A 25,055-nucleotide genomic window follows, 5' to 3' on the forward strand; every position below is an offset into this window, starting at 1 on the left:
TGTCGCAGCGTCGGCCTCGGCAGTCAGTATTCGCTCACGCGAAGAGCTGACGCGCATCGTCGATCGCAGCGACGAGCTTGTCGACCTCTTCCCTCGTGTTGTAGACGTAGAACGAGGCTCGAGCGGACGCTGCAACCCCCAGCTTGTCGTGGAGCGGCTGGGTACAGTGGTCGCCGGCGCGGATCGCGACCGCGTGGTCGTTCATGATCGAGGCCAGATCGTGGGCGTGGACGCTCTCGAGGTTGAAGCCGACGAGGCCGGCGCGCTCCGGGCCGGGTTCGGGGCCGTAGATCTCCACGCCCGGCTCCGCCGCGAGTTGCTCGTAGGCGTAGCGGGCCAGCTCCTCCTCGTGGGCCTCGATTCGCTCCATGCCGAGTGCCTCGAGCCAGTCGATCGCGGCGACGAGGCCGACGGCCTCGGCGATGGGCGGCGTGCCGGGCTCGAACTTCCAGGGGAGGTCGTCCCAGGTGGAGTCCTCGAAGGTGACCTTGCGGATCATCCCGCCCCCGTAGAGATAGGGCTCCATCGCCTCGAGGAGTTCCTTCTTGCCGTAGAGGACGCCGATACCGGTGGGGCCGGCCATCTTGTGGCCGGAGAAGGCGTAGAAGTCGGCGTCGATGGCCTCGACGTCGACGGGGCGGTTGGGGACGGCCTGTGCGCCGTCGATGAAGGCCAGCGCGTCGTGGTCGTGGGCGATATCCACCAGTTCGGAGACCGGGTTGACGGTGCCGAGCGTGTTCGAGACGTGGACCGCCGAGAGCATCGCGGTGTCGTCCGTAATGAGCTCGCGGGCGTGGTCCATGTCGAGGGTGCCGTCGTCCGTAATTCGGATGTACTTGACGTCGGCACCCGTGCGCTTGCCGATCTGTTGCCACGTGACCAGCGAGGCGTGGTGTTCCATCTCCGTCAGCACGATCTCGTCTTCGGGGCCGAGTTCGTTCAGGCCCCACGAGTAGGCGACCAGGTTCTCGGCTTCGGTCGTGTGCTTCGTGAAGATCACTTCCTCGCGGCCGCCGCTCGCGCCGATGAAGTCGGCGACGCGGTCGTGGGCCTCCTCGTAGAGAATCGAGGCCTCCTGACTCAGGTGGTGGATCCCCCGGTGGACGTTGGCGTTGGACTCGCGGTAGTAGTCGCTCATCGCATCGACGACCGGATCGGGGGTCTGGGTCGTCGCCGCGTTGTCGAGATAGACGACCTGTTGGTCGTCGAACTCCCGCTGGAGGATCGGGAACTCCTCCCGGATCGCCTCGACGTCGAGCGACTCGAGGTTCTGTTGACTCATTGGTGACTAGGACGGACCGCACACAAAACACTCCTTCGGTCCGACCGTGGCCGATATTTCCGGAATCGCTGCGAACCGGTCTGTATTGCCTGTTCGGACCGGACGGAGCGCTGGTCCGGATCCGAAATTCAGTGGTGACGTGCTGATCGGACGGTGTAGACGGAACGGTAAGTGGAGTGGGAAGGGGGGAGGGAGGTGGGGTGGAGACGGGGCCGGGAGGTGAACGGCAGGGGGGGAGTGGTGGGGGAACCCTGGTGGGTGCCCCTGCCGCAATAGTTGTTTGGAGTGCTTCCCGGAAACCGGTATCTCCAAACTATTTTGGTATCGAGAACGCGGGATCGTGAGCGTTCGACGGCCATCATCGTGAGGCGTCGGAGACGACCTCGAGTCGCCGTGACCGAGAGGAGTCACTGGAAGTCACTGCACACCCGATCGCTTGCACTCGTGCGATCAGCGCGTCAATCGTTTCAGCGACTCTTCTCTCCTCCCGGCGGCTCGCTGAAGATCGACGGCTGCGTGTTCCGTAACAGGAGTTCCGTGTATCGCGCGAAGAGCCACGCGGCGGCGTTGAACAGGTGCAAGATTACGAGCCCGACGAGAACGCCGACCGCCGAGACGGCCAGGGCCGCCGGCAGCGAGTCGACGTACAGCGAGAGCAATTCGCCGTCGGCGATCGAGAGCGTGATCGGTGAGATATCGATGGTCCAGCCATCGTGCTGGTACGTGAACTTCGGAACGAACTCGATCGGATCGCCGATGTGGATGCCGACCGTCTCGTTCCGGTAATGAAGCGGTGCGGCGACCAGCGCGTACGTGAACGTGATTCCGAGGGTGAGGAGGACGAACGAGGCGATTCCGAGCACGAACTTGCTGAACAGGTAGCCGACCCCTTTCCACGTCCCGCGATCGAAGACGAGCCGTCGCGCCCGCTCGCGGACGCTTATTGCGGGTTCGGACGTCGGAATCCCCGCACCGAGCAACCGATCGGCGAGGAGTCGCTCGAGCGCGCTCAACTCGATCGAGGCGAACAGGACACAGAGCGCGCTCGGGAGCCCGATACACACCATGACGAGCACCAACGGGATCGCGACGATCAGGAGTGCACCCGGTTCCGTTCTGGCGATTTCGACCAGCGCGAACGAGAGCCCGAGCGGTATCGCGAAGCCGGTGACGAGGACCGTGAAGTAGCCGATACCGAGGGGAAACGCGAGGAAGAGATACGCGACGTTGGCGTAGGTTTCCCTCCGAGCGGCGACGCCGAAGAACCAGCGACACCAGGATCGAATGCGCTCGAGCGCGGTTCCGACTGCGGGACGTGACGAAGACGTGGATGAGGATTTCATCTCGAATCGGGCCTCTTGAACGAGCGAACGATCGCGAGCAGTCCGAGCAGGTGACAGACGGTGACGACGAGCAACACCGTCGCGTCCGTCGCGTCGGTGGTCCAGTCGATCAGATGTGAGAGCACGAACGGGACGACGGTGAGGAAGGCGACCCCGACGGCCAGAAACAGCATCGGCTGACTGGCGTTGCGAGCGTAGCCTCGATACGCCGTCCACGTGACGACCGAGCCGAGCGCGGCGCTTGCCATTCCGACGAAGAAAATCGTCGTCGCCTCGTCGAGTCCCAGCACCGTCGTCTCGAGGAGGGGTGCGACGAGATCTGCCTCGAGGAACGCACCGGTGCTCGCGCTCATCGATTCCACCTCGGACGGTCGGCGCGCGTGGCGTCGAACGGAACGGTTCTCATCTGTGTCGTCGTTGTCGCACTCGGCGTGAGCGGTGCTGTCGTCCCCGGCGTGATCGGTGTACTCGACGTGTTCGATTCGATCGGTGCGGTCGTGTCACGGTCGCCCGTAGACGGTATAGAGGATCGCAACGAGCCCGAGGACTTCGCTCGTAGTCGCGAGAATCGTCGTCGTCAGCGACGACGCGCCGAGCAGCGTCGGGAGCAGGAATCGGACGACCGTCGGTACCGCAGCCAGCAGCGCGATACCGAGCGCGAGCCAGAGCAGCGGCGATCGGCGGGCGTCTCGGTACCCGTCGTAGGACCGCTTTGCGATCCAGCAGGCGATGACGAACGCGACCGCCTGCCCGACGAAGACGGCGATCGCGATCGTAGTCCCGCCACCTGTGCTGGTCTGTAATGGGATCCCGAGCATCGCGATCACAGATCTTCGAAGAGCCGGGTGAACCGGTCGGCGGGGTCCTCGTCGAGGCGGTACACGTCCAGCTCCATCGAGCCCTCGGCGATCTCGATCGCCACGCGCTCGAGTCGCGTGCTGTAGGTCTTGTAGTGGTGTCCATCGGGATCGAGCTCCTGGTATTCGTCGAGGTAGCCCTGTGCTGTGAGCCGGTCGATCCGCCGGTAGATCGTCGGCGGCGACGCGTCACAGCGGTCGGTGAGGCGCTCGACGGACATCGGTTCCTCGCTGGCCGCGATGAGGATGCGGCGCGCGTACTCGTCGTCGAGCAACGCGAGCAGTTCTCGCTCCTCATCGTCGGTCATTCGAGCGTTCGTACGAACGGATGATATAAAAGATCCCACAGTTTCTGACCGTGAAATCGTGATCGGTGCATTATGTGCCGCCGCCGTGTAGTGGCCACCGAGATGACCGCGATCGATACGTCAGGCTTGACGAAGGAGTACGGCGATCTCACCGCCGTCGACGACCTCGACCTCACCGTCGACGACGGCGAGGTCTTCGGCTTTCTGGGCCCGAACGGGGCGGGGAAGTCGACGACGATCAACATGCTACTGGATTTCGCACGCCCGACGGCGGGGTCGGCGACGGTACTGGGATACGACGCACAGACCGAGGCCGACGAGATCAGTCCCCGCGTGGGCGTCCTCCCCGAGGGGTTCGACATCTATCCGCGCCTCTCGGGTCGACGCCACATCGAGTTCGCCAGCAAGACGAAGGCCGCCGACGACGATCCGGACGAAATCCTCGAGCGGGTCGGCCTTTCGGCCGAGGACGCTAGCCGGTCGGCCGGCGACTACTCGAAGGGGATGCGCCAGCGGCTCGCGACCGGCATGGCGCTGGTCGGCGATCCCGACCTGCTGATCATGGACGAGCCCTCGAGCGGGCTCGACCCCCACGGGATCCGCGAGATGCAGGAACTCGTCCGCAGCGAGGCCGAACGGGGGACGACCGTCTTCTTCTCGAGTCACATCCTCGAGCACGTCGAGGCGGTCTGTGACCGAATCGGCGTGTTGAACGAGGGGGAACTCGTCGCCGTCGACACGATCGAAGGACTCCGCGACGAGATCGGCGGCGGCGCGACGATGACGCTCGCGCTCTCGAGTCCCGCCGCCGAGTTGCGAGCGGTGGCCGCCGACGTTCGAGGCCTCACCGACGTCACCGCGTCCGGGCGAACCCTCGAGTGTACGATCACCGATCCGACTGCGAAGGCCGGCGTCGTAACCGCGCTGGCCGACGCCGGCGCGACGATCGAGGATCTACGGATCGAGGAGGTCTCGCTCGAGTCGCTGTTCACGGCGCTGACGAACGGTGAGGGGAGCGAAACCGGGAACGGGGCCGATACGCGGTCCGGGACGGCCGATGAGGGTGCGCTCGAGACGGAAACGGAGGCGGCGCGATGACCTCGCATATCACCACCGTCGCCCGCAAGGAGTTCGACGACGCCGGTCGGTCGAAGCTGCTCTGGTCGCTAATCGGGCTGCTCGTCGGACTCGTCGCGATCGGCTACGTTGCGATCTGGTACACGATGGATGACGTGAGCGCGGCCGAGGTGCTCAGCTTCCTCGGGACGCCGTTGCAGGTAATCCTCCCGGTCGCCGCGCTGATCGCCGGTTACATGGCCGTCGTGGGAGAGCGCCGGTCGGGCAGCATCAAGCTCCTGCTCGGCTTGCCGCCCAACCGAACCGATATCGTCTTCGGCAAGTTGCTCGGCCGCACGGGCGTCGTCGGCCTCGCCGTCGCCCTCGCGTTCCTCGTCTCGCTGATCCTCGGTGGCCTCCTCTTCGGCTCGATTCCGTTCGTCGACTGGCTGGGATTCGCCGCAGTTTCGCTGCTCTTTGGGACGACCTTCGTCGGCCTGGCCGTCGGCGTCTCCGCCGCCGTCTCCACGCGTGGGAAGGCGATGGCCGTCGTCGTCGGCCTCTACATGGTGTTCATCGCATTGTGGGAACTGCTCACCGCGGGCCCCTACTACCTCATCTACGACGAAGGGCCGCCGGTCGCGGCCGAAACGTGGTATCTCTTCCTCCAACAGCTCAATCCGATCTTCGCGTACGCGAACCTCTCGAGCGTGGTCGTCGACGGATTGGTCTATCCCTTCCAGTTCCAGTACGGACTCCAGTCGATGGAGGCGTACGGAATGACGCCGGCCGAACGCTACCCCGGCGACGCGCCGTTCTATCTGCAGGAGTGGTTCGGCGTCGTCGTTCTGCTGTTCTGGCTGGTCGTGCCCGTCGCGATCGGCTACTACCGGTTCCAGCGGACCGATCTCTAGGGACCTCGAGTCGCTCGCAGAACTATCAGTCTCACCGCGATCGGGTTCCTGCCGACCCCGCTACTGCATCCGCAGTAACTGCGCGTGTAGCGTCGTTCCGACCTCGAGGACGTTCGCCTCGTCGACGAACCCCTCTTCGACGGCGAGTTCGACGGCGCGGGTACCGACGATGTTGGCGACGGCCGCCCGTGCGAGACTCTCGACGACCGCGCTCTCGTCGACCTCGTCGCCGCCGTAGAACTCCTCGGTGACGGTCAGGGAGAGTTCGCCCTCCTCGAACGTCTCGCCGAGGACCTCCTCGTCGCAGACGGCGACCAGCACTCCCTCCTTCGTCTCCCGTTCGTTGACGATCATTCGATTACTCGAGTTCCCACTCGCGCTCGTCCTCGTCGTCCTCGGTGCCGAGATCGGCGACGCCGAGATCGTCCAAGCCGATATCGTCCTGTCGCCGGGGCGGCGACTGGCCTCCCATCCCGCGACCGCCGGCTCCGCCACCACCGCGACCGGCTCCCGGACGGCCGCCCGCTCCGCCCTGCCCCTGTCCGAGCATCTCCTCGCGGTCGTCCATCATCTCCTGTTCGGCGTCTTCGCGCATCCGGTTCGCCTCCTCGGCGATCTCTTCGGCCTCGTCGAACTCGCCGAGTTCCTCGAGGATCTCGGCTTTCGTCTCGAGCACTTTCGCGTTGCGCAGGCCGAGCCGGATCGCGTTGTCGACGCAGTTGAGCGCTTCCTCGGAGAGCCCGCGCTCCGAGAGGAAGAAGGCGCGGTTGAACCAGCCTGCGGCGAAGCGCTCGTCGATCTCGATGGCGCGTTCAGCGTGTTCGAGCGCCTCGCTCGTCTGGCCGAACTCCCAGAGCGCGTAGGCGAGATTGGTTTCGGCGGTCGCGGCGTGCTCGCTCTCCTCGTCGATCCGCAGGGCCTCGCGGTGGGCCCCGATCGCCTCGTCCCACTCCTCGAGTTCGCCGTGGGCGACGCCCTTGTTCACCCACGCCTCCTGTGCGATCCCGTCGTCCTCGGCGAAGTGAGCGGTCCGATCGAAGGCCTCGGTGGCCTGCTCGTAGCGGTTGATCTGCATGTAGTTCAGGCCGACGTCGAGCAGTTCGCTCGCGTCGACGTCGTCCTGATCGATGTTGTGCTGGTCGAGCGTGTCGGTGACGACGCGGGAGTCGACGGGGTCGACCTTCGACGGGTCGACGCCGAGCTCCGGCGGGTCCAGGTCGAACTCCTCGTACGGATCGCCGAACCCCTCTCCCTCGGAGAAGCGATGGTCGCGATCGTCGTCTCGGTCAGTCATTACTGTAAATTGGCGACGACGACTGTTAAGGGCTGCGACCCGGGTATCGGCGGCGTTCCGAGAGCGCCGAACGGCCCTCGGAACGTGGCTCTCAGCCTCGTTTGCCGAGGCGTCTCGTGACTCCCCGAAGGGACTGCGTTACTGCCGCCGGGTGCGGCAGTCCGAGCCGGTACCGGACCCGATCCTGTCGCTTGAACGGCTCGAACACGGCGGGCTCTCTGAGCTCCCAGACCTGCGCACGATCCCGTCCACCGTGTCGATCGAGGATCGCGTTCGCTGCTCGACGGCCGGCCTCGTTGGCCGACTCCATCGATGCCAGGTCCGAATTCGTTCGCACGTAGTCGCTCGCCAACGTCAGGTTTCTGACGCCGACATCGGCCGGCGGCCGCCTCCGGAGCGACCCCACGGTGTTGATCAACAGCGGCGATCGGTTTTCGACACCGTTCTCCGTCTCGACGATGGAGGGATCGAGGAACCAGTCGACCAGCATGTCGTCCCGCAGCTGTTGATCGGCCCCGTTCAGGTGGGTCTTCAACTGGGCCCAGATCTCCTCGGCGATCTCCTCGCGCGTACAGTCTCTGGCCGGTTTTTCGTGGTAGATTCCCGGCGTGTCCCAGTCGGAGGCGATCACCGAGAGGACGCCCTCGACCTCGTCGGGACCGCGTCCCGCTACGTTGTAGCCCGTCCAGAACTGGCGCTGGGAGATCGAGGTCAGCGCCCACGGTGCGTCGGCGTAGACCTGGTGGCCCCGGGTCAGTTCGATGTCGTCGGTGAGGTAGAACTGGATGCCGTTCATCCAGGCGGTATCGAGCTGATCGATCCATCCCAGTTCCGGCGCTTCCCGGCGTAGCTCCGGCGTGACGAACTCGGGAGCCACCTCGACCGGGACGGCCAGCACGAACTCGTCGGCCGCGACCGTTCGTCCGTCGGCCAGTCCGGCACCGGTAACGCGGCGTCCGTCGAACGCGAGGCCCTGCACAGGGGTGTTCGGACGGAACTCGACGCCGAGCGTCTCGAGGTGGCGAACCCACGGATCGATCCAGGCCTCGTTCGTCGGCGCGTTCAGGACGCGCTCGGTCGGCTCGGTCGGATCGAGTTGGCCGAACAGCAACTGCAGGTAAATCGTCCCGACCGTCCGGGCGCTCCCGACCTGCGGCCGGAGCGCGACGAGCGCCTGCGTGGTGTACGCGACCCGGTCGCGAAACGCCTGCGAGCGGTTCTCGGCGTCGATGAACTCCCACCAGGAGATATCGTCGAGTTCCTCCTCGCGCCGGGATTCGCAGGTGGTCAGCAGGTACAGCAGCCGCTCGAGCAGGAAGCGAACGTCCTCGCGAGGGAGGTCCTCCGCGAACGCGGGGCGCAACGCCTCGAGCCAGCCGCGGATCGTGTCGGGGGTGCGCGTCTCGGCGATCCGACCCGAGTTCGCGGTGCTCGCGATCAGCGTCGCCTCGGTCTCGACGAGGTTGTCCGCGACGGTTCCAGCGCCGTCTGGGATTCGCTCCATCGTATCGACGACGTGGCGGTAGAACGCCGGAAAGAACCGGAAGCCGTGTTCGCCCTGGAGCGCGTCCGGGTCGTCTTCGATCGGCATCGAGCGTGCTTTGCCACCGAAGCGGTCGTCGGCCTCGAAGACGGTTACGTTGAACCCACGCTCGGCGAGTTCGTGGGCCGCGGTGAGGCCGCCAATCCCGCCGCCGAGGACGGCTACGTCGGTCATCGACCGACCTTCGGGGTCCGACGGAAATAACCCTCGTCCCTAACGACCCCCGACCGATAGTATTCCCGCCCTCAGTATTTGAATCTGAAAACGGCTAATCGAATATAAAGATACTTACTTTAGTTTTCCATTCTAACACTACATGGCCGCAATAACGGTCGAAAACGTGTCGAAGCGGTATGATACCGTAACGGCACTCGACCGTGTGGATCTGACCGTTACCGAGGGCGAGGTGTTCGGCTTTCTTGGCCCGAACGGGGCCGGGAAATCGACCCTGATCAACGTTTTTCTGGACTTCGCACAGCCGGACACCGGCCGGGCGTCGATCTTCGGCCACGACTGCCAGACCGAAGACGTCGCCGCCAAGTCCCGAATGGGCGTTCTGCCGGACGGCTACACCGTTTACGACCGGCTGACCGGACGCCAACACGTCGAGTACGCGATCGAGGCGAAAGACGCCGACGTCGAACCGATGGCCGTTCTCGATCGGGTCGGCATCCGCGACGCGGCCGATCAACGGGCTGGCGGCTACTCCAAGGGGATGGCCCAGCGGCTCGTCCTCGGAATGGCGCTGGTCGGCGAGCCCGATCTGCTCGTCCTCGACGAGCCCACCAGCGGTCTCGACCCCCACGGAATCAAGCAGATCCGAACCGTCATCCGGGAGGAACGCGAGCGCGGCGCGACCGTCTTCTTTTCGAGTCACATCTTGGAGCAGGTCGAGGCGGTCTGTGACCGCGTCGGAATCCTCTACGACGGCGAACTCGTCGCGACGGACACGATCGAGGGGCTGCGCCAGTCGGTCGGCGGCGGGACGAAGCTGTTGATCACGGTCGACCGCGTCGAGGGGGACACCCTCGAGAGGGTCGAATCGCTCGCGGGCGTCGAGCGCGCCTGGCCGAACCCGGAGGCCAACCGGGTCGAGGTGACCTGTTCGAACGACGCCAAGATGGACGTGCTGGTGACGCTCCACGAGGCCGGCGTCGACATCGAGAACTTCCGGACCGAGGAGGCGTCGCTCGAGGAGATGTTCGTCGAGTACACGGGCGAGGGGAGCTGATGTCGTGGACAGCGATCGCACGCCGGGAGTACGCGGCGACCAGCGATTCCCGGGCGGTCACGTGGCTGTTGCGGCTGCTCGCCGGTGCCTGTCTCCTGAGCGGCTACGTCTATCCGATGCTCGGCAGCGAGCCGATCACGACGAAGGCGTTCGTCGGGTTCGACTTCCTGTCCGATAGCGTCCGGTATCTCCTGCCGCTGCTCGGCGTCTTCCTCGGCTACGGTGCCATCGTCACCGAGCGGGCCTCCGGCGAGCTGACGCTGCTGCTGTCGCTGCCGTACAGCCGACGCGACCTCGTGATCGGGAAACTCGTCGGCCGCTCGCTCGTCTTCGCGACGACGCTCGTCGCTTCGCTGGCCGTCGCCGGTGCGCTCGTCGTCTACCCCTTCGGCTCGCTCGCGCCCGGCTGGTATCTGGCCTTCGTCGTCCTGACCCTCCTCTACGGCCTGCTGTTCACGGGGATTGCGACCGCGATCTCGATGCTCACGCGTTCGAAACACCTCGCGACCGTCGGCGCGTTCGGCGTCTACGGGCTGTTCGTCGTCGCCTGGGGGGCCCTCCGGACGGCCCTCGAGTTCGGCCTCGAGACGGCCGGCGTGATCGACGGCGGGTTGCCCGACCCGATCCTGTTCCTGTTCGGCTGCAATCCGGCGACGCTGTACGAACGGATCCTCGCCGGCTTCTTCGTCGACGGCGGCTCCGGGCCCTACGTCGGCGCGGACGCCTGGTATCTCAGCGAGTGGCTCGCGCTGGCGCTGTTCCTCGCGTGGGTCGTCGTCCCGATCACGCTCGGCTATCTGTGGTTCGACAACACCGACCTATGATCGACAGTACACCCGCCACCGCTGGGATGTTCGACCGACCGTTAACCGGCACCGCGACGATCGACCGACCGGCCGCCAACGGCGGTGATCGTCGATGACCTGGCAACCGACCGCGCGGAAGGACTTCCGGGACGCGGTCCGGTCGCGGACGATTTGGCTCCTGCTCGCGGCGTTCGTGGGGCTGTTCGTCCTCGGAAGCCTCGCTCTCGGTCCCGACTCCGGGCCGTTCGATGCGTTCGTCGAGACGACGTTCGAGAACGTGTACGGCGTGGTACCGCTGGTCGGCATCCTCCTCGGCTACAAGGCCGTGCTCTACGAGCGCGAATCGGGGACCCTCGTCCTCGCGCTGTCGCTCCCGCAATCCCGGCGGGACTTCGTCGTCGGAAAATTCGTCGGCCGCTCGCTCGTGCTCGCCGTCTCGGTCGTCGCCGGGCTGGTCGTCGGCGGTGCGTTCGCCGTCACGCAGTACGACGCTCCGTCGATCGGATCGTATCTGATCTTTATCGGCGCGACAGTGCTGTACGGTGCCGCGTTCGTCTCGGTCGCGCTGGCCGCCTCGATGAGCACCACCTCCGGTCGGCGCGTCCTCGTCAGAGCGATCGGTGCCTACGTCGTCCTCGATCGGGCCTGGAACGGACTGGTAACCCTGCTCGTGCAACTCCTGTATCGATTCGAGATCTCCCTTCCGAGCGAACTCCCCGACTGGGCGGTGGCGCTCCAGTTGGCGTCGCCGAGCCAAGCGTACAGACACATCGTCACCACTCGCTTCGGGTTCGTGGGCTCGCGAGCCCATCTCGATCCGACCGCTCCGTGGATCGTCAACTCGTGGTCGGCGGTGGTCGTACTGCTGTTCTGGATCGTCGTCCCCGTGGCGCTCGGTTATCTCCGTTTTAGAAACACCGACCTCTGATCGGCTCTGATCGATTCGGTCTGTTCCGTGCCGTGATCGCGGTAGTCCCTCACAAACTGTCAACACAAAAATTTTAATCAGACAATTTGTTAGTGTCAATTGCATGTCCCCGCCAAACCCCCCCAAATCGACAGCGACGCCCTCAGCATCGACCGACCGATCCCGAATCGATCGCCTGTGCTCCCGCCGGACGTTCATCGCCGCCGGGAGCACAACGGCGCTGGTCTCGCTCGCCGGCTGTTCGGCGATTGCCGACTTCCTCGCCGACATGGCGCTCCAGGAGGTGAACGTCTTCAACGGCGCCGATCAGTCGGTCAGCGGTTCGATCGAGATCGTCGACCCCGACGACGAGACCGTCCTCGAGGAGACCTTCGACCTCGAGGAGGAACCGGAGGAAGACGAGGAGACCGGCGATAGCAACGAGGCGCTGGCCCAGTACGACGACGTCTGGACCGCCACTGGCGACTACGAGGTCACGGTCGCACTCGACGCCCCCCTCGGAACGAACGACGACTCGAGCGAGGACGATGGAAACGAGACGAACGAGTCCGAGGGCGCGGAACCGACGCCCGTCGAGGACGCTGACGGGAACGAGACTGACGGAAGCGAAATCGATGGGAACGAGACTGACGGAAACGAAACCGACCCCGACGATCCGTCCCAGAGCGGACCGAGCAAGACCGATACGGTGTCGGTCGACGACACCGACGAGCAGCGCCTCGTGATCGGTATCGCACAGGAGGGGCCGGCCGACCTGATCAGCTACCACGTCATCGAGGACTTCAGCGACCTCGAGGACGAGTTCGAGTAATCGCGCTCGCGACGTCGACGGAATCGCTTCACGCATCCGTTTTTCGCCGCGTCGATGGCGACAATCGTCGCAACGACGCTGAGACCGCCCGGCACACGATTCAAGAGCCTGCCGAGCGGACCACCGATATGCGACTGTTCGTCAGCGTCGATATCCCCGACGACCTCGCGGAGCCGGTCGCCGACCTGCAGGCCGAGTTCGCCGACGCCAGCGGGCTCAATTTCACGGACCCCGAGCAGGCCCACATCACGATGAAGTTCCTCGGCGATATCGCCGATGATCGGCTCCCTGCCTTCGAACAGGAACTGTCCGCCGCGGTCGACGACGCCGATGTTGATCCCTTCACCGTCCGCTACGGCGGACTTGGGGTCTTCCCGAGCCTCGAGTACATCAGCGTCGTCTGGCTGGGCGTCGAGGACGGCGGCGAGAAGCTGACCCGGCTGCACGAGGCCATCGAAAACCGGGCGACTGCGATGGGGTTCGACGCCGAGGACCACGACTTCACGCCCCACGTCACCCTCGCGCGGATGGAACACGCCGGCGGCAAGGAACTGGTGCAAGATCTCGTCCGGGAGCGCGATCCGACGGTCGGCGAGACTCGAGTCGACGAGATTCGACTGACCGAGAGCACTCTCACGGACGAGGGGCCGGTCTACTCGACGGTCGAGTCGTTCCCGCTCGAGTGACGCCGATCCCGATCGCGACCACCGACGCCGGTCCGGACCGGTTGGCGGCGGCACCCGCTTCCACGGCACCGGCTGCTGTGACCGGGACCGGTTCTATCACCACGACGGCAACGCCGGTATCGAAAACTCGACCGACACGACCCAACGCAGCGAGACCACCTTCGAGGGCGTGACGCGCTTTCTCGAGCGTTCTCGAGCCGCCGCTCGATACCTTCCACACCTCTCGTTGCGGGTTCGTCGCGGCGGTTCGGTTGCGATCGGCGGGCGATTCGCCGTGATCGATCGTCTCGCGAGTGGCTGTCCGAGGTATCCCTGCAAGATGGACAAGATTTTAAGCCACCGCGGGCTACGTCCGGCTACTATGGGTAAGAAATCGAAGGGCAAGAAGAAGCGACTTGCCAAACTCGAGAACCAGAACAGCCGCGTGCCGGCCTGGGTTATGATGAAGACGGACATGGACGTCCAGCGCAACCCGAAGCGACGCAACTGGCGGCGTAACGACACCGACGAATAACGATGAGTGCAACTGATTTCGAGGAACGCGTCGTCACCGTTCCGCTGCGCGACGTCAAGAAGGGCCCTAACCACGAGGCCGCCGACTACGCGATGCGACTCATCCGCGAACACCTCGCGAAACACTTCGCGGTCGACGAGGACGCCATCCGACTGGATCCCTCGATCAACGAGACGATCTGGTCGAACGGCCGCTCCAACCCGCCGCGAAAGCTGCGCGTCCGCGCAGCCCGCTTCGACGAAGAGGGTGACGCCGTCGTCGAAGCCGAGGTCGCTGACTGAACTTGCAACGTCTCGCCTTCGCCGGGTCGGCGTACGTTGGCGTCTTTGCCCGTGCGACCGACTCGTGCGTGCTCGTTCGCCCCGACGTCGACGACGACGTCGTCGCCGACCTGACCGACGAACTCGAGGTGCCCGCCGTCCGGACGACCGTCGGCGGTTCCTCCACGGTCGGTGCCTTAGCGACCGGTAACGAAAACGGTCTCCTCGTCAGTTCGCGCGTCCTCGAGTACGAACGCGAGACGCTCGAGGAGGAGATCGACCTCCCCGTCGCGGAGCTACCGGGCAGTATCAACGCCGCCGGCAACGTCGTCCTCGCGAACGACTACGGGGCCTACGTCCATCCGGACCTGCCCCGCGAGGCGGTTCAAATCGTCGCAGACACGCTCGAGGTGCCCGTCGAACGCGGCGACCTCGCGGGCGTTCGCACCGTCGGCACGGCCGCGGTGGCGAACGACACCGGCGTGCTCTGTCACCCGAAGGCGACCGACGAGGAACTCGACGCGCTCGAGGATGCTCTCGATGTCCGGGCCGATGTCGGAACGATCAACTACGGTGCGCCGCTGGTCGGCTCGGGCCTGATCGCCAACGAGGCCGGCTACGTCATCGGCGAGAACACGACCGGCCCCGAACTGGGCCGGATCGAAGACGCGCTGGGCTATCTCGACTGACGGTCTCGCTTTCCTTCCGTTTTCACCGGCGTTCGAACCGATGCAACACGACCTCGCTGTCGTCGTCCCACTCGAAGTCATCGTGGGCGCGCTCGAGCAGCCGCTCGTACGCCTCGAGGTCTTCCATTCCTTCGGCCTGGGCGTCTTCGTCGGTCAGATCGCCGAGCGTGCGTTCGCGGACCGCAGTCACGTCGAAGGCCGTCCCGTCGATCGTGAACGTGTCCCCCTCCTCGGCGTACTGGTGACCGCGGTGGATCTGTGTGACCTCGCCCTCGAGAGCCTGACGCTGCATTCGATCGCTGGGTAACAGGTCGCCGGGCTCGCGTTCGCTCATGGGTCTCGATTGGATCCCACTTGGTAAAATCGTTGACCCGTCGCTTGTCGGCCAAGCAGCGGCTGCGTCCCGTCTCTCGCCCCGTTTTGCTGGGTTCGGCGATCCGGACTGGAAGGGAAGATTCTTCCGGCTCCCTGCCGGATGGTGATGTATGAGTCAATTTACGGTCAGTGGTCGGTTCAAGAGCCGCGACGGCTTCGCGGAGTTCGAGACAACCATCGATGCCCAGAACGAGAACGTCGCCCGCGAACACACCCTCTCCCAGTTCGGGAGTCAACACGGACTCAAGCGGAGCGAAATCGAACTGGACGAGGTGTCCGAACAATGAGTCAGCAGCAACTCCAGCAACTGTCCCAGGAACTCCAGGAGATCGACGAACAGATCGAGGGCCTACAGGCGAACATCGAGGCCGTCCAGCAGGAGAAGACCGAGGTCGACGAGGCCATCGAAGCCATCGAGACGCTCGAGACCGGCTCGACCGTACAGATGCCCCTCGGCGGCGGCGCGTACCTCCGAACGACGATCGAGAACATCGACGAAGTGATCGTCGAACTCGGTGCCGACTACGCCGCGGAGTTCGAGGAAGGCGACGCCGTCGACGCTCTCGAGAACAAGAAAGACCATCTCGACGACCAGATCGAGGAGCTCAACGAGCAACTCGCCGAGCTCGAGACCGAGAGCGACGAACTCGAGCAGCAGGCTCAGCAGCTCCAGCAGCAGGCGATGCAACAGCAGATGCAGGGGATGGGCCAGGGTCAGGGCCAGCCCGACGAGTAACGCGCCGTAGGGACTTTCATCACCCATGTTCGACAACCTGAAGGACAAGCTCGGGAGCTTCCGCGAAGACGCCGAAGAAGCCGCCGAGGAGAACGTCGAAGAGGTCGACGACGACGAACTCGAGGACGAGACGCTTGACGAAGGCGAGGAACTCGCGGCCGTCGACCCGGACGCGGAAGCGGCGGCCTCGACGGACGCGGAAGCCACCGATACTACTCCTGAACCGACGGACGCCGAGACGTCTGAGCCGGCAGCCACGGCGACGACTGACGTGGAGCCGGAACCGGACGCAGAACCGGAGCCGGACGCGACGACCGAATCCGCCACTGCGGACGCGGCCGAGTCCGTCGGGCAGGAGCCGGCGACCGATTCCGACCCCGATTTCCTCGAGTCCGACGAGTCCGATTCGGTCGCGGACGAGGCGGTTCCCGATGCGGAGCCGGCCGAGACGGTGACTTCCGACGAGGAATCGGCCGTCGATAAGGACGAAGAAGCCGCCGGGGACGGAGATGCCGACGAGGACGGCGGACGGACTGGCCTCGGTGCCAGAGCTAAATCCCTCTTTACGGGGTCGTCTGACGACGCTGAACCGGAACCGGACGAGGCGACTCCCGAGGCGGAGCAGGCCGCTGGGGCGACGCCGGACGAGGGGCCGACCGAGACGGCGGCGTCCGCCGGGGAGCCGGCCATCGAGGAGGACTCAGTCGATGCGGCGACCGCTGACGAGGTACCGGCTGTCGACGCGGACAAATCGGTCGTCGACGCGGACGAACCGGTCGATGACGAGACCGAGGACGCCGATGACGGCGGCAACTCGACCGGGTTCGGCACGAAGGCGAAGTCCCTCGTCAAGGGGAAGTTCGTCATCGAGGAAGAGGACCTCGAGGGCCCGCTCTACGAACTCGAGATGGCGCTGCTCTCGAGCGACGTCGAGATGGGCGTCGCCGAGGAGATCCTCGATAACATCCGCGACGAACTGGTCGGCGAGACACGGACCTTCACGACCTCGACGGGCGCAGTCGTCGAGGAGGCCCTGCGCAACGCGATCTACGACGTGATCAGCGTCGGACAGTTCGACTTCGACGAACGGATCGCCGCTGCGGACAAGCCGGTCACCATCATCTTCACCGGCGTCAACGGCGTCGGAAAGACGACCTCGATCGCCAAGCTGAGCCGCTATTTCGAGGAACGCGGCTACTCCTCGGTGATGGCCAACGGCGACACCTATCGTGCGGGAGCGAACGAGCAGATTCAGGAACACGCCGACGCGCTGGGCACGAAGTGCATCAGCCACGAACAGGGCGGCGATCCCGCTGCAGTGCTGTACGACGCCGTCGAGTACGCCGAGGCCAACGACGTCGACGTCGTGCTGGGCGACACGGCGGGCCGACTCCACACCGACGAGGGCCTGATGGACCAACTCGAGAAGATCGGTCGCGTCGTCGATCCCGATATGACGCTGTTCGTCGACGAGGCCGTCGCCGGCCAGGACGCGGTCAACCGGGCCCGTGAGTTCAACGACGCGGCAGAAATCGACGGCGCGATTCTGACGAAAGCCGACGCCGACTCGAACGGCGGCGCGGCCATCTCGGTCGCGCACGTTACCGGGAAGCCGATCCTGTTCCTCGGTGTCGGACAGGGGTACGACGACATCGAGCGGTTCGATCCCGACGAGATGATCGACCGGCTGCTCGAGGACGACGAATAGGCTGCCGGCCGTCGATCATCGGTACCCCCGTTTCGTATCATTTCAGAAGACACTTATTGTAGGTCTGAGACTTTTGCGTATGAACCGCCCTCGCTCTCGACGTGCGCTCCTCGCGTCGGTTGTGACCACGGCGGCGGTCGCGACGGGCGGTTTCGAGCACGTATCGAACGCCGCGAACAGACCGCCGCTCGAGTCGGGAACCGTCCCCGCCGACTGGTACGACTGTCAGTCAGTGACGCGTCACGAACCGATCACGCCGATAGATGACGGCGCGCTCGAGCCCCGGCCGTATCCGCCACTCCCGTCGGGGAGCGTGTCCGAAGCGGCGGACAATTCGTCGGCCCAATCGCCGCCGCCGTCGCTGGTGGACAGCGCGGCCGAGTACGTGACCGAGTTCGAGCGAGCGTACCGACGGAACGCGTTTATCGCCCGGTTCGGAAACATGACACGGACCTTCGACCTTCGCCGGCGGGCGCATCGGACGGCCGCGATCGGATCGTCCACGAACGCGGATGCGGTCATGGTGGCGCTCCGCTACGACCTGACCCTGGGAACCCAACAGTCGGCCGCCGATCCGCGCGACGAGTGGGATATCCGTGTCACGTACTACGTCGACCAGAACATCGTTCTCCGGGCGCGATACAACGGTGTCGCCAAGGACCTGTCGTTCGAGCCCGACCCGCGACGGCAGGGAGAACTCGTGGCCTGTTTGCACTGAGGGTGGGCGGGATGTCTCGTCGGTGAGTGATCGAACCGGACCGACGCCATGATCACACGTTACCGGATATAATCGCCGCTATTGTTGGCGGGGCCGTCGCCGGTATCGGCTCGAGTCGGTTCGTATCGAACTGTTGGCTGTCCGTCCTCGACTGATCCGATCGTTCGTCGCCGCACGTTGAGGCAATATTTACTGGAGTGGCCGACCCACGTCATGATTCGCCGAGTTGCGGGGGTGTATAGGTGTGGGGTGTTATTACCCGCTACCCAATGGTCCTTCACGATAGTATGCAAGGTCGAGTAGCTGCCGAGACCCCTCGGCGGCGGTGGTTCGCGTGAATACAACAGAACAATACAAACAGAACAAACACCCGCTCGACGTTATCGACGATGTCTACGACTACGCCGACGAGGAGCTTTCCTTCGAGGAGATCGAGGAGCGCGCCGGCGGCGGCGAGTGGGAGCGCCTGAAGTGGGCCGGTATGTACGCCCAGAAGCAGGAGGGCTACTTCATGATCCGGACGAAAGTGCCGGGCGGGAAGCTCACGCCCGAGCAGGCCGAAGTGATCGGCGAGGTCACCGAGGACCTCGCGGTCGCCCCCGAGGAGTACGGCGGCGAGGAGCAGAACGAACTCTGGGGAGATGCCTATCTCGACATCACGACCCGTCAAGACATCCAGAAACACTGGATCCGCGTCGAGGATGTCCCCGAGATGTGGGACCGCTACGACGAGGTCGGCCTGACGACGGTTCAGGGCTGCGGTGACTCCGCCCGGAACGTTCTCGGGTGTCCCGCGGCCGGACTCGACGATCACGAGTGCTTCAACGCACAGCCGGTCATCGATGCCGTTTCGGACTTCTTCACCGAGAACCGCGAGTACGCCAACCTCCCGCGGAAGTTCAAGATCACGATCACCGGCTGCGCCCACGACTGCGCGCAGTCCCAGATCAACGACGTCGGCCTCGTCCCCGCGAAGAAGGAGATCGACGGCGAACACCTCTACGGCTTCCACGCGCGCGTCGGCGGCGGCCTCTCCGACGGTCCCCGGATGGGATCCGAACTCGACGTCTTCATCGAGCCCGAAGACGCCGTCGAGTTCTGCCGCGCCGTCGCCCAGACGTTCAAGGAGATCGGCGACCGGAACAACCGCGGCGTCTGCCGCATGCGATACCTCGTCGAACAGCTCGGTCCCGAGAAGTTCGAGGAGGCCGTCCGAGACCGCTGTACGATCGACCTGCCGACCGGTGGCCAGAACCTGACCGTCGGCTATCAGGGCGACCACGTCGGGGTCCACGACCAGAAACAGGACGGGCTCAACTACGTCGGCTTCAACGTCATCGCCGGCCGGATGGGCGGCGACGAGTTCGCCGCTGCCGCCCGCGCCGCTGAAAAGTACGGGACCGAGGACGCCTCCGTGCGCCTCGCGACCGACCAGAACTTCCTCGTCACGCACATCCCCGACGAGAACGTCGACGACCTGCTCGCGGAGCCGTTCGCACAGGAGTACAGCCCCGATCCGGGGCCGTTCTCCCGCGGAGCAGTCGGCTGTACGGGTAACGAGTTCTGTAACTACGCCATCATCGAGACGAAAAAGCGCACCAAGCGCTGGGCCCGCGAACTCGACGAGCGTATCGACGTTCCCGACGACATCGAGGCCATCCGGATGCACATGTCCGGCTGTTCCGCCTCGTGCGCCCAGCCCCAGATCGCAGACATCGGCTTCCGCGGCGAGACGGTCAAACTCGAGGACGAGAACAGTACCAACGCCGAGGGCGACAACATCGTCGAAGGGATGGACTTCGGACTCGGCGGCTCGCTGGGAGCCGACAACGAGTTCCTGGATTGGGTCGAGAGCGCCGTGCCCGCCGACTCCGTGATTCCGGCCCTCGAGCAGCTGTTCGAGGCCTACTCCGCGGATCGCGCCGACGGCGAGAAGTTCTACGAGTGGTGTCGCGGCGTCGACAACGAGCAGCTCCGGACGATCATGCAAGGGGCGGACGCGCCGGTTGCACGAGGTGTTGCCCATGGGGACTGACGAGGGAGACGAGCACCGATTCCCACACGTTCCCGACTCGAGTGACGATGACGACGCCGTCATGGTCCCTGAAGCCGACGGCGGCGCGTCCCGTTCCCGAGAGAACACGGATCACGCTCGAGAGGGCGCGATTCGCACCGATGGCGGTAGTGGTGCCGACAACGCGAGTGGCGAGAGCTGTTCTCCGAACACCTGCACCTGCGGCGAGAAGACCGGTGCCGACGCCGATACCGAGTCCGAGACGCCGCCCGTCGCGACTGACGGTGCGGGCGTCGCCAACGTCGACGAGATGGGCGAACTCGGCGACCTCGAGTTCACCGAGCCGGCCGAGAACGTCAGTCAGGACGTCGACAACGGCTCGCCCGACGCGCGCGTCGGGATTCCCGAGGGCGTCGACCTCGAGACCCCGGAGTACTCGATCCGCTCGCGGATGAACGACATCGAGACGCCGGACGAAAAGACCTGGTTCATGGAACTGGACGAGGCCGTCATCGACGAGGGCCGCTGTATCCAGTGTGGAACCTGCGTCGCCGCCTGCCCATCGGACTCGATCGGGATCGGCGACGACGGCCATCCGGAACTGGTCAAGATGTGTACCGGCTGTTCGTTGTGTTGGGACTTCTGCCCCCGCGGCGGCCTGCGCTACGAGCGCCAGTGGAAGATCACCGGCGGCGACGATAACGTCAAGGGCGCGGGCGACCCGATCACGGAGTTCTCCGCGAAGGTCGAGGACGACTGGACCGATCAGGCCCAGGACGGCGGCGTCGTCACCGGTATCCTCGCGACGCTGCTCGAGGAGGGCGAGATCGATGGCGCGCTCGTCGCCACCGAGAGCGAAGAAGAAGAGTGGAAGGCCGAGAGCTACCTCGCGACGACGACCGAGGAGCTCATCGAGAACGCCGGCACCGTCTACAATCAGACGATGGCGCTGGGCAATCTCGACCTCGATCAGTGGGAGCACAAGCTTCCCGACAAGTCCTGGGACGACCTCAGCATCGCGATCGTCGGCACGCCGTGTGAGATCGAGGGCATTCGCGCCCTGCAGGACTTCGAGTGGGACTACCAGGCCCAGAACGAGGGCATCCGCGCGGTCGACTACACGATCGCGCTGATGTGTACGAAGAACTTCAACTACCACAGCCTCATGGGCGAGCAGCTGGAGGAGCAACGGGGCATCTCGCCGTCCGAGATCGGCAAGATGGACGTCCTCAACGGCAAGATGATGGTCTACGACCACGAGGGCGAGATGATCGTCGAGGAGGACATCGAGAACTTCCACGACGCCGCCCTCAAGGGCTGCGACGAGTGTGCCGACTTCACCGGCTTCTGTTCGGACATCACCGTCGGCTCCGTCGGCTCGAGCGACGAGTACTCGAGCGTCATCGTCCGCACCGAGCAGGGGATGAAGGCGTGGGAGCTCACCGAGCCGAACCTGGACTACCACGACCTCGAGGACAAGTCCGCGGTCGGCAAGCTCCAGGGCTGGGACAAGAAGAAGGCCTTCGAGAGCCTCGAGCGTCCCTTCGACCCCGACGCCCCGCGGTTCATCGAGTACACCGATCACGCCGAGAACTACGGCACGGCGCTCAACCCCCACGACCAGGGTCACTGACTCACGTCGTCTCCAGCCGCTGTTCTCTGCCGTCGCGTTCGTTCTCTATCGCTTTCTCGAGACGGTCGCTGCTCGTACATCTCGTCCGAAACCGACTCGTGAAAAGGGGTGGGAAGCCCCGGTTCGCTGTCCGTTCGTCCCGTAACGGATTCGGCAACGGCGTATCGGCTCGATCCGCCTCCGGGCCAGTAGTAGATGCCGGACGCAGATCACTCGAACGTGCGTGGAGTTTTTCCATAGGCTTTGGGCCGACCTATGAATGCGAACGATACCCACATTACTATCACTCGAGATCTTCGGGCCGCTACCGTTTCGGGCTAACTTATTTATGCCATATCGTGCTAGATATTAACACACTCGCGCGGTCGCATAGCGTGAATGAGCTCCCAGATGCAACGCGGCCCCGTTGCGGTGCATCGACGGTGTACGGCGGCCCCGCGAGTGTACCCCCTTCCGTTCCTTCAATTCCTCACATACCATCCGGCGTGGTGCGAGCGTCTCCCTCCGGGCCGGAGCCAGCGACGAGCGCTGAGTGGTTCTCTCAGAGTATCACACCGGACTGCAGTATCGCGATCAGGACGGTGAGAACCGGGATAGCAAGCAGCGTCGTCAGGAACACGCACGTCGAGACGTATTCGGTGACGAGTACGCCCTCCGAGCGGGCGCTGCCGGCGAACTCGATGACGAGTATCAGCGGCGTCACGGCGGCCGGCATCGCGGTCTCGAGTACGAACACGCGCGCGACGGTCGGGTTCTCGAAGCCGATGAGGAGCGCGACGCCGAGCCCGACGAGCGGTGCAATCCCCATCTTGAGGGCCGTCGCGGGCCAGGCTCGAGAGACTGCGGATGCGGTATCGGCTCTCGCGAGCTGAACGCCCAGAATGAGAAGCATGAGCGGGATCGAGGCGTCGCCGACGAGCTGGAGCGTCTCCATCGCCGCCGTGTCGGCGGGCGGGACGATATCCAACGCTCGCGCGAGCAGTGCCGCGATAACGGCGTAGGCCAGCGGGATGTAGAACACGCGGCGAACGCCCTCGAGGCCGGCGGAACCGCTGCTCCGGGAGGCGACGTAGACGCCGACGGTGTACATCAGCACGGACTGGACCGAGAGGAAGAGGACGGCCGTCTGGCGGCCGACCTCGCCGAACGCGAAGTCGGAGACGGGGATGCCGAGGTTCCCCGAGTTACAGAAAATAGCGACGAGCACGAGCGCGCTCAACGCCGGCTCTTCCTCACCGATGGCGCGACCGGCGACCTCGGCGATCCCCCACATCGTCGCGGTGAAGAGACCGATCCCGACCGTGACTCGCAGCAGCGTCGCCGCCTCGAGTTCGGTGACGGCGAGGCTGTGGAAGACCAGAGCAGGTGCCAGCACGTAGACGACGGCCGTGTTCAGCGGCTCCGGATCGATCTCCTTGACGGTCGCCAGCACGTAGCCGACGGCCGCGATAGCGACGATCGGGCCGATCGCGGAGCCGAAGATACCGAGGAGATCGGCCATCAGTCGGCGCTCGACCTCGCAGTGGGCTGGCGACTCGAGGGACCCAGCGGCCGGGCAACAGTCGCGTGTTGCATTCGCAGCCAGATACTCCCTGCGCCCGATATGGGAGTTGCGATTCCGCGACGGTGACCGCGTCCATCCACAAATAATCGGAAGAGATGGTGCTCCCGCTCCTCGAGGACAGCGGCTTGGCCATCGGCCCCTACTCGTCGTTTAAGTACTTCTGGTCACAAGATGAAGATACGACGGGAGGACGCGTTCTCGAGACAGTTTCTACCGACCAGCGCTGCGTATTCATCCGAGAGTCGTGACCGGCGGTCAAACGCGAGTACTGGTGTGTAGTCCGAACACAACGAGGCGCTCGAGTCGCTTCAGCGGACTTATTTCGGGGACGCGGTAACCACGACCATGGTATCCGACGCGCTGATTCGCGTTGCAACCCCGGCGGATGCGGCTGCCGTCCGCGATATCTACGCACCCTTCTGCGAGTCGACGGCGGTCACCTTCGAAGAGACCGCCCCGTCGGTGGCCGAGATAACCGATCGGATCGAATCCACCCTCGAGACGTATCCCTGGCTCGTTTGCGAGGTCGACGGCGCGGTCGTCGGCTACGCCTATGCGAGCCGACTCCGGAAGCGTCGGGCTTACCAGTGGACGGTCGAACTCTCGGTCTACGTCGCCGACTCGGCCCGCCAAACGGGCGTCGGCCGGGCGCTGTACGGGTCGCTGTTCACCGTCCTCGAGCGACAGGGGATCCGCGACGCCTACGCCGTGACGACGGTTCCCAATCCCGAAACGGAGCGGTTCCACGAGCGGCTGGGATTCGAGCGACTGGTCGACTTTCCGGGAATCGGTTACACGCAGGACGAGTGGCAGGACGTGGCCTGGTGGCGGCGGCCGCTCGCCGAGAAATCCGCGACGCCCGAGCGACCGCGCTCGTTTCCGGCGGTTCGCGAGGACGACGACTGGGCGTCACTCGTGCGGTCGGGCGAGGACGCGCTCGAGCTGTCCTGATTCCAGTCACCCCTCGATTCAACCATCCGACCCGATTCAGCCGCCCCAACCGATCAACAGCCCAGTCGGTCCGCTAGCTCCCCGAGCCCCTCGGTGATCAGGTCCGGCTCCGCGCCGAAGGGCTCCCACGGGGTCCCTTTCCGGTCGAGCCAGGCGCCTTGCATTCCCGCGTGGATCGCGCCCTGCACGTCGAACCAGAGCGCCGAAACGTGGACGAGTTCGTCGATCGGCGTCCCCGTCCGTCCGGCGGCGTGGCGGTAGAGATCCGGGTCGGGTTTGAACGTCTCGAGTTCGTCCGCGCTGATGGTATCGACGAGGAGGTCGTCGATTCCGGCGTGGTCGACCATCGATTCGAGCATCGCCGGATCGCCGTTCGAGAGGACGTACGTGTCGTAGCCGGACTCGTGTAATCGCTCGACGCTCTCCCGGACGTCCTCGAAGACCTCGAGTTCGTGGTAGACCTCGAGGATTTCCTCGCGCTCGTCGGCGGAGTGATCGATCCCGTGGGCCGCGAGGGCGTAGGCCAGCGCGTCACGGTTGATCTCGTAGAACGTCTCGTAGGCCTCGAGGTGGGTCGCGACGAGCGTGTACTGCATCGAGCGCTCCCGCCAGGTCTGTGAAATAGGGGTCGGATCGTCGATCTCCGCGTGCTCCGCGAGGGCAGCCGCGGTCGCGTCGACGTCGACGAGCGTACTGTACGAGTCGAACGTGACCGTCGTAACGCGGTCGGGATCGAACGTCATGACGGCCCCTACGTCGCGGAGCGCAAAGAACGTGGACCGTTCGTTCCGCCACTGAATCGGTCAAGGGGTGGTTCGAGATGGCTCCCCGACC

The 25,055-nt window shown here is 65.0% G+C and carries 28 protein-coding genes; 17 read left to right on the forward strand and 11 right to left on the reverse strand.

What is annotated here, in order from left to right; all coding sequences use genetic code 11:
• Window positions 1-34: 34 nt before the first annotated feature.
• From LDH74_RS17500 to LDH74_RS17520, 5 genes are all read right to left on the reverse strand, one after another.
• Window positions 35-1,282 carry a cysteine desulfurase gene (locus LDH74_RS17500; protein WP_226039969.1) on the reverse strand — a complete coding sequence of 416 codons (1,248 nt, stop codon included), beginning with the start codon at window positions 1,280-1,282 and terminating at the stop codon, window positions 35-37.
• A 467-nt stretch (window positions 1,283-1,749) separates the two neighbouring features.
• The gene (locus tag LDH74_RS17505) at window positions 1,750-2,625 is read right to left on the reverse strand and encodes a sensor domain-containing protein (RefSeq protein ID WP_226039970.1); all 876 of its coding nucleotides are present in this window, start codon (window positions 2,623-2,625) and stop codon (window positions 1,750-1,752) included.
• Window positions 2,622-2,978, reverse strand: coding sequence for a hypothetical protein (locus tag LDH74_RS17510; protein ID WP_226039971.1), 357 nt, complete (start codon window positions 2,976-2,978; stop codon window positions 2,622-2,624). The genes LDH74_RS17505 and LDH74_RS17510 overlap by 4 nt, the downstream gene beginning before the upstream one ends.
• Window positions 2,979-3,125: 147 nt before the next feature.
• Entirely contained in the window at window positions 3,126-3,443 is a 318-nt protein-coding gene (locus LDH74_RS17515) for a hypothetical protein (protein ID WP_226039972.1), read from the reverse strand.
• A gap of 5 nt (window positions 3,444-3,448) precedes the next feature.
• Entirely contained in the window at window positions 3,449-3,790 is a 342-nt protein-coding gene (locus tag LDH74_RS17520; RefSeq protein ID WP_226039973.1) for a winged helix-turn-helix domain-containing protein, read from the reverse strand.
• A 102-nt stretch (window positions 3,791-3,892) separates the two neighbouring features.
• Here LDH74_RS17520 and LDH74_RS17525 point away from each other — a divergent pair, with 102 nt between their 5' ends.
• The gene (locus LDH74_RS17525) at window positions 3,893-4,888 is read left to right on the forward strand and encodes an ABC transporter ATP-binding protein (protein ID WP_226039974.1); all 996 of its coding nucleotides are present in this window, start codon (window positions 3,893-3,895) and stop codon (window positions 4,886-4,888) included.
• Entirely contained in the window at window positions 4,885-5,760 is an 876-nt protein-coding gene (locus tag LDH74_RS17530) for an ABC transporter permease subunit (protein WP_226039975.1), read from the forward strand. Before LDH74_RS17525 ends, LDH74_RS17530 begins: the two co-directional genes overlap by 4 nt.
• A gap of 60 nt (window positions 5,761-5,820) precedes the next feature.
• Here the strand turns inward: LDH74_RS17530 and LDH74_RS17535 are convergent, their stop codons facing one another.
• From LDH74_RS17535 to LDH74_RS17545, 3 genes are all read right to left on the reverse strand, one after another.
• Window positions 5,821-6,114: a DUF424 family protein gene (locus LDH74_RS17535; RefSeq protein WP_226039976.1), complete on the reverse strand. Its 294-nt coding sequence runs from the start codon at window positions 6,112-6,114 to the stop codon at window positions 5,821-5,823.
• Window positions 6,115-6,118: 4 nt separating this feature from the next.
• A complete protein-coding gene (locus tag LDH74_RS17540; RefSeq protein ID WP_226039977.1) occupies window positions 6,119-7,054 on the reverse strand; it encodes a tetratricopeptide repeat protein in 936 nt (311 codons plus the stop codon).
• A gap of 91 nt (window positions 7,055-7,145) precedes the next feature.
• Entirely contained in the window at window positions 7,146-8,771 is a 1,626-nt protein-coding gene (locus tag LDH74_RS17545; protein ID WP_226039978.1) for an FAD-dependent oxidoreductase, read from the reverse strand.
• 142 nt (window positions 8,772-8,913) lie between these two features.
• Between LDH74_RS17545 and LDH74_RS17550 the strand changes: the two genes are divergently transcribed.
• From LDH74_RS17550 to LDH74_RS17585, 8 genes are all read left to right on the forward strand, one after another.
• Complete coding sequence (locus LDH74_RS17550) at window positions 8,914-9,828, forward strand: ABC transporter ATP-binding protein (RefSeq protein WP_226039979.1); 915 nt, start codon at window positions 8,914-8,916, stop codon at window positions 9,826-9,828.
• Window positions 9,828-10,652 (forward strand): ABC transporter permease subunit, encoded by an 825-nt coding sequence (locus LDH74_RS17555; RefSeq protein ID WP_226039980.1) that lies wholly within the window; start codon window positions 9,828-9,830, stop codon window positions 10,650-10,652. The genes LDH74_RS17550 and LDH74_RS17555 overlap by 1 nt, the downstream gene beginning before the upstream one ends.
• Window positions 10,653-10,746: 94 nt before the next feature.
• Entirely contained in the window at window positions 10,747-11,562 is an 816-nt protein-coding gene (locus LDH74_RS17560) for an ABC transporter permease subunit (RefSeq protein ID WP_226039981.1), read from the forward strand.
• Window positions 11,563-11,665: 103 nt separating this feature from the next.
• Complete coding sequence (locus LDH74_RS17565) at window positions 11,666-12,373, forward strand: hypothetical protein (protein WP_226039982.1); 708 nt, start codon at window positions 11,666-11,668, stop codon at window positions 12,371-12,373.
• Between the two features lie 128 nt (window positions 12,374-12,501).
• Complete coding sequence (thpR, locus tag LDH74_RS17570) at window positions 12,502-13,059, forward strand: RNA 2',3'-cyclic phosphodiesterase (RefSeq protein WP_226039983.1); 558 nt, start codon at window positions 12,502-12,504, stop codon at window positions 13,057-13,059.
• A gap of 361 nt (window positions 13,060-13,420) precedes the next feature.
• Window positions 13,421-13,573: a 50S ribosomal protein L39e gene (locus LDH74_RS17575; protein ID WP_006184874.1), complete on the forward strand. Its 153-nt coding sequence runs from the start codon at window positions 13,421-13,423 to the stop codon at window positions 13,571-13,573.
• Between the two features lie 2 nt (window positions 13,574-13,575).
• Entirely contained in the window at window positions 13,576-13,854 is a 279-nt protein-coding gene (locus LDH74_RS17580) for a 50S ribosomal protein L31e (protein WP_226039984.1), read from the forward strand.
• Window positions 13,855-13,856: 2 nt separating this feature from the next.
• Entirely contained in the window at window positions 13,857-14,522 is a 666-nt protein-coding gene (locus LDH74_RS17585; protein WP_226039985.1) for a translation initiation factor IF-6, read from the forward strand.
• Between the two features lie 22 nt (window positions 14,523-14,544).
• Here LDH74_RS17585 and LDH74_RS17590 read toward each other — a convergent pair whose 3' ends face one another.
• Entirely contained in the window at window positions 14,545-14,856 is a 312-nt protein-coding gene (locus LDH74_RS17590) for an ASCH domain-containing protein (protein ID WP_226039986.1), read from the reverse strand.
• Between the two features lie 151 nt (window positions 14,857-15,007).
• Here LDH74_RS17590 and rpl18a point away from each other — a divergent pair, with 151 nt between their 5' ends.
• The 6 genes from rpl18a (at window position 15,008) to LDH74_RS17620 (ending at window position 21,706) form a co-directional block, all read left to right on the forward strand.
• A complete protein-coding gene (gene rpl18a / locus LDH74_RS17595; protein ID WP_180839771.1) occupies window positions 15,008-15,184 on the forward strand; it encodes a 50S ribosomal protein L18Ae in 177 nt (58 codons plus the stop codon).
• On the forward strand, window positions 15,181-15,633 hold the full coding sequence (gene pfdA, locus LDH74_RS17600; RefSeq protein ID WP_226039987.1) for a prefoldin subunit alpha: 453 nt from the start codon (window positions 15,181-15,183) through the stop codon (window positions 15,631-15,633). The genes rpl18a and pfdA overlap by 4 nt, the downstream gene beginning before the upstream one ends.
• Before the next feature lie 25 nt (window positions 15,634-15,658).
• Window positions 15,659-17,341, forward strand: a complete 1,683-nt coding sequence (gene ftsY / locus LDH74_RS17605) for a signal recognition particle-docking protein FtsY (RefSeq protein WP_226039988.1) — start codon at window positions 15,659-15,661, stop codon at window positions 17,339-17,341.
• Between the two features lie 79 nt (window positions 17,342-17,420).
• Window positions 17,421-18,059, forward strand: coding sequence for a hypothetical protein (locus tag LDH74_RS17610; protein ID WP_226039989.1), 639 nt, complete (start codon window positions 17,421-17,423; stop codon window positions 18,057-18,059).
• A gap of 334 nt (window positions 18,060-18,393) precedes the next feature.
• Entirely contained in the window at window positions 18,394-20,094 is a 1,701-nt protein-coding gene (locus LDH74_RS17615) for a ferredoxin--nitrite reductase (RefSeq protein ID WP_226039990.1), read from the forward strand.
• Window positions 20,084-21,706, forward strand: a complete 1,623-nt coding sequence (locus tag LDH74_RS17620; RefSeq protein ID WP_226039991.1) for a Coenzyme F420 hydrogenase/dehydrogenase, beta subunit C-terminal domain — start codon at window positions 20,084-20,086, stop codon at window positions 21,704-21,706. Before LDH74_RS17615 ends, LDH74_RS17620 begins: the two co-directional genes overlap by 11 nt.
• Window positions 21,707-22,247: 541 nt before the next feature.
• Here LDH74_RS17620 and LDH74_RS17625 read toward each other — a convergent pair.
• Window positions 22,248-23,207, reverse strand: a complete 960-nt coding sequence (locus LDH74_RS17625) for an AEC family transporter (RefSeq protein ID WP_226039992.1) — start codon at window positions 23,205-23,207, stop codon at window positions 22,248-22,250.
• Window positions 23,208-23,615: 408 nt separating this feature from the next.
• Between LDH74_RS17625 and LDH74_RS17630 the strand changes: the two genes are divergently transcribed.
• The gene (locus tag LDH74_RS17630) at window positions 23,616-24,221 is read left to right on the forward strand and encodes a GNAT family N-acetyltransferase (RefSeq protein ID WP_226039993.1); all 606 of its coding nucleotides are present in this window, start codon (window positions 23,616-23,618) and stop codon (window positions 24,219-24,221) included.
• 53 nt (window positions 24,222-24,274) lie between these two features.
• Here the strand turns inward: LDH74_RS17630 and LDH74_RS17635 are convergent, their stop codons facing one another.
• Entirely contained in the window at window positions 24,275-24,964 is a 690-nt protein-coding gene (locus LDH74_RS17635) for a haloacid dehalogenase type II (protein WP_226039994.1), read from the reverse strand.
• Between the last annotated feature and the right edge of the window lie 91 nt (window positions 24,965-25,055).

The organism is Natrinema sp. DC36 (assembly GCF_020405225.1).
In the GTDB taxonomy this organism is placed as follows: domain Archaea; phylum Halobacteriota; class Halobacteria; order Halobacteriales; family Natrialbaceae; genus Natrinema.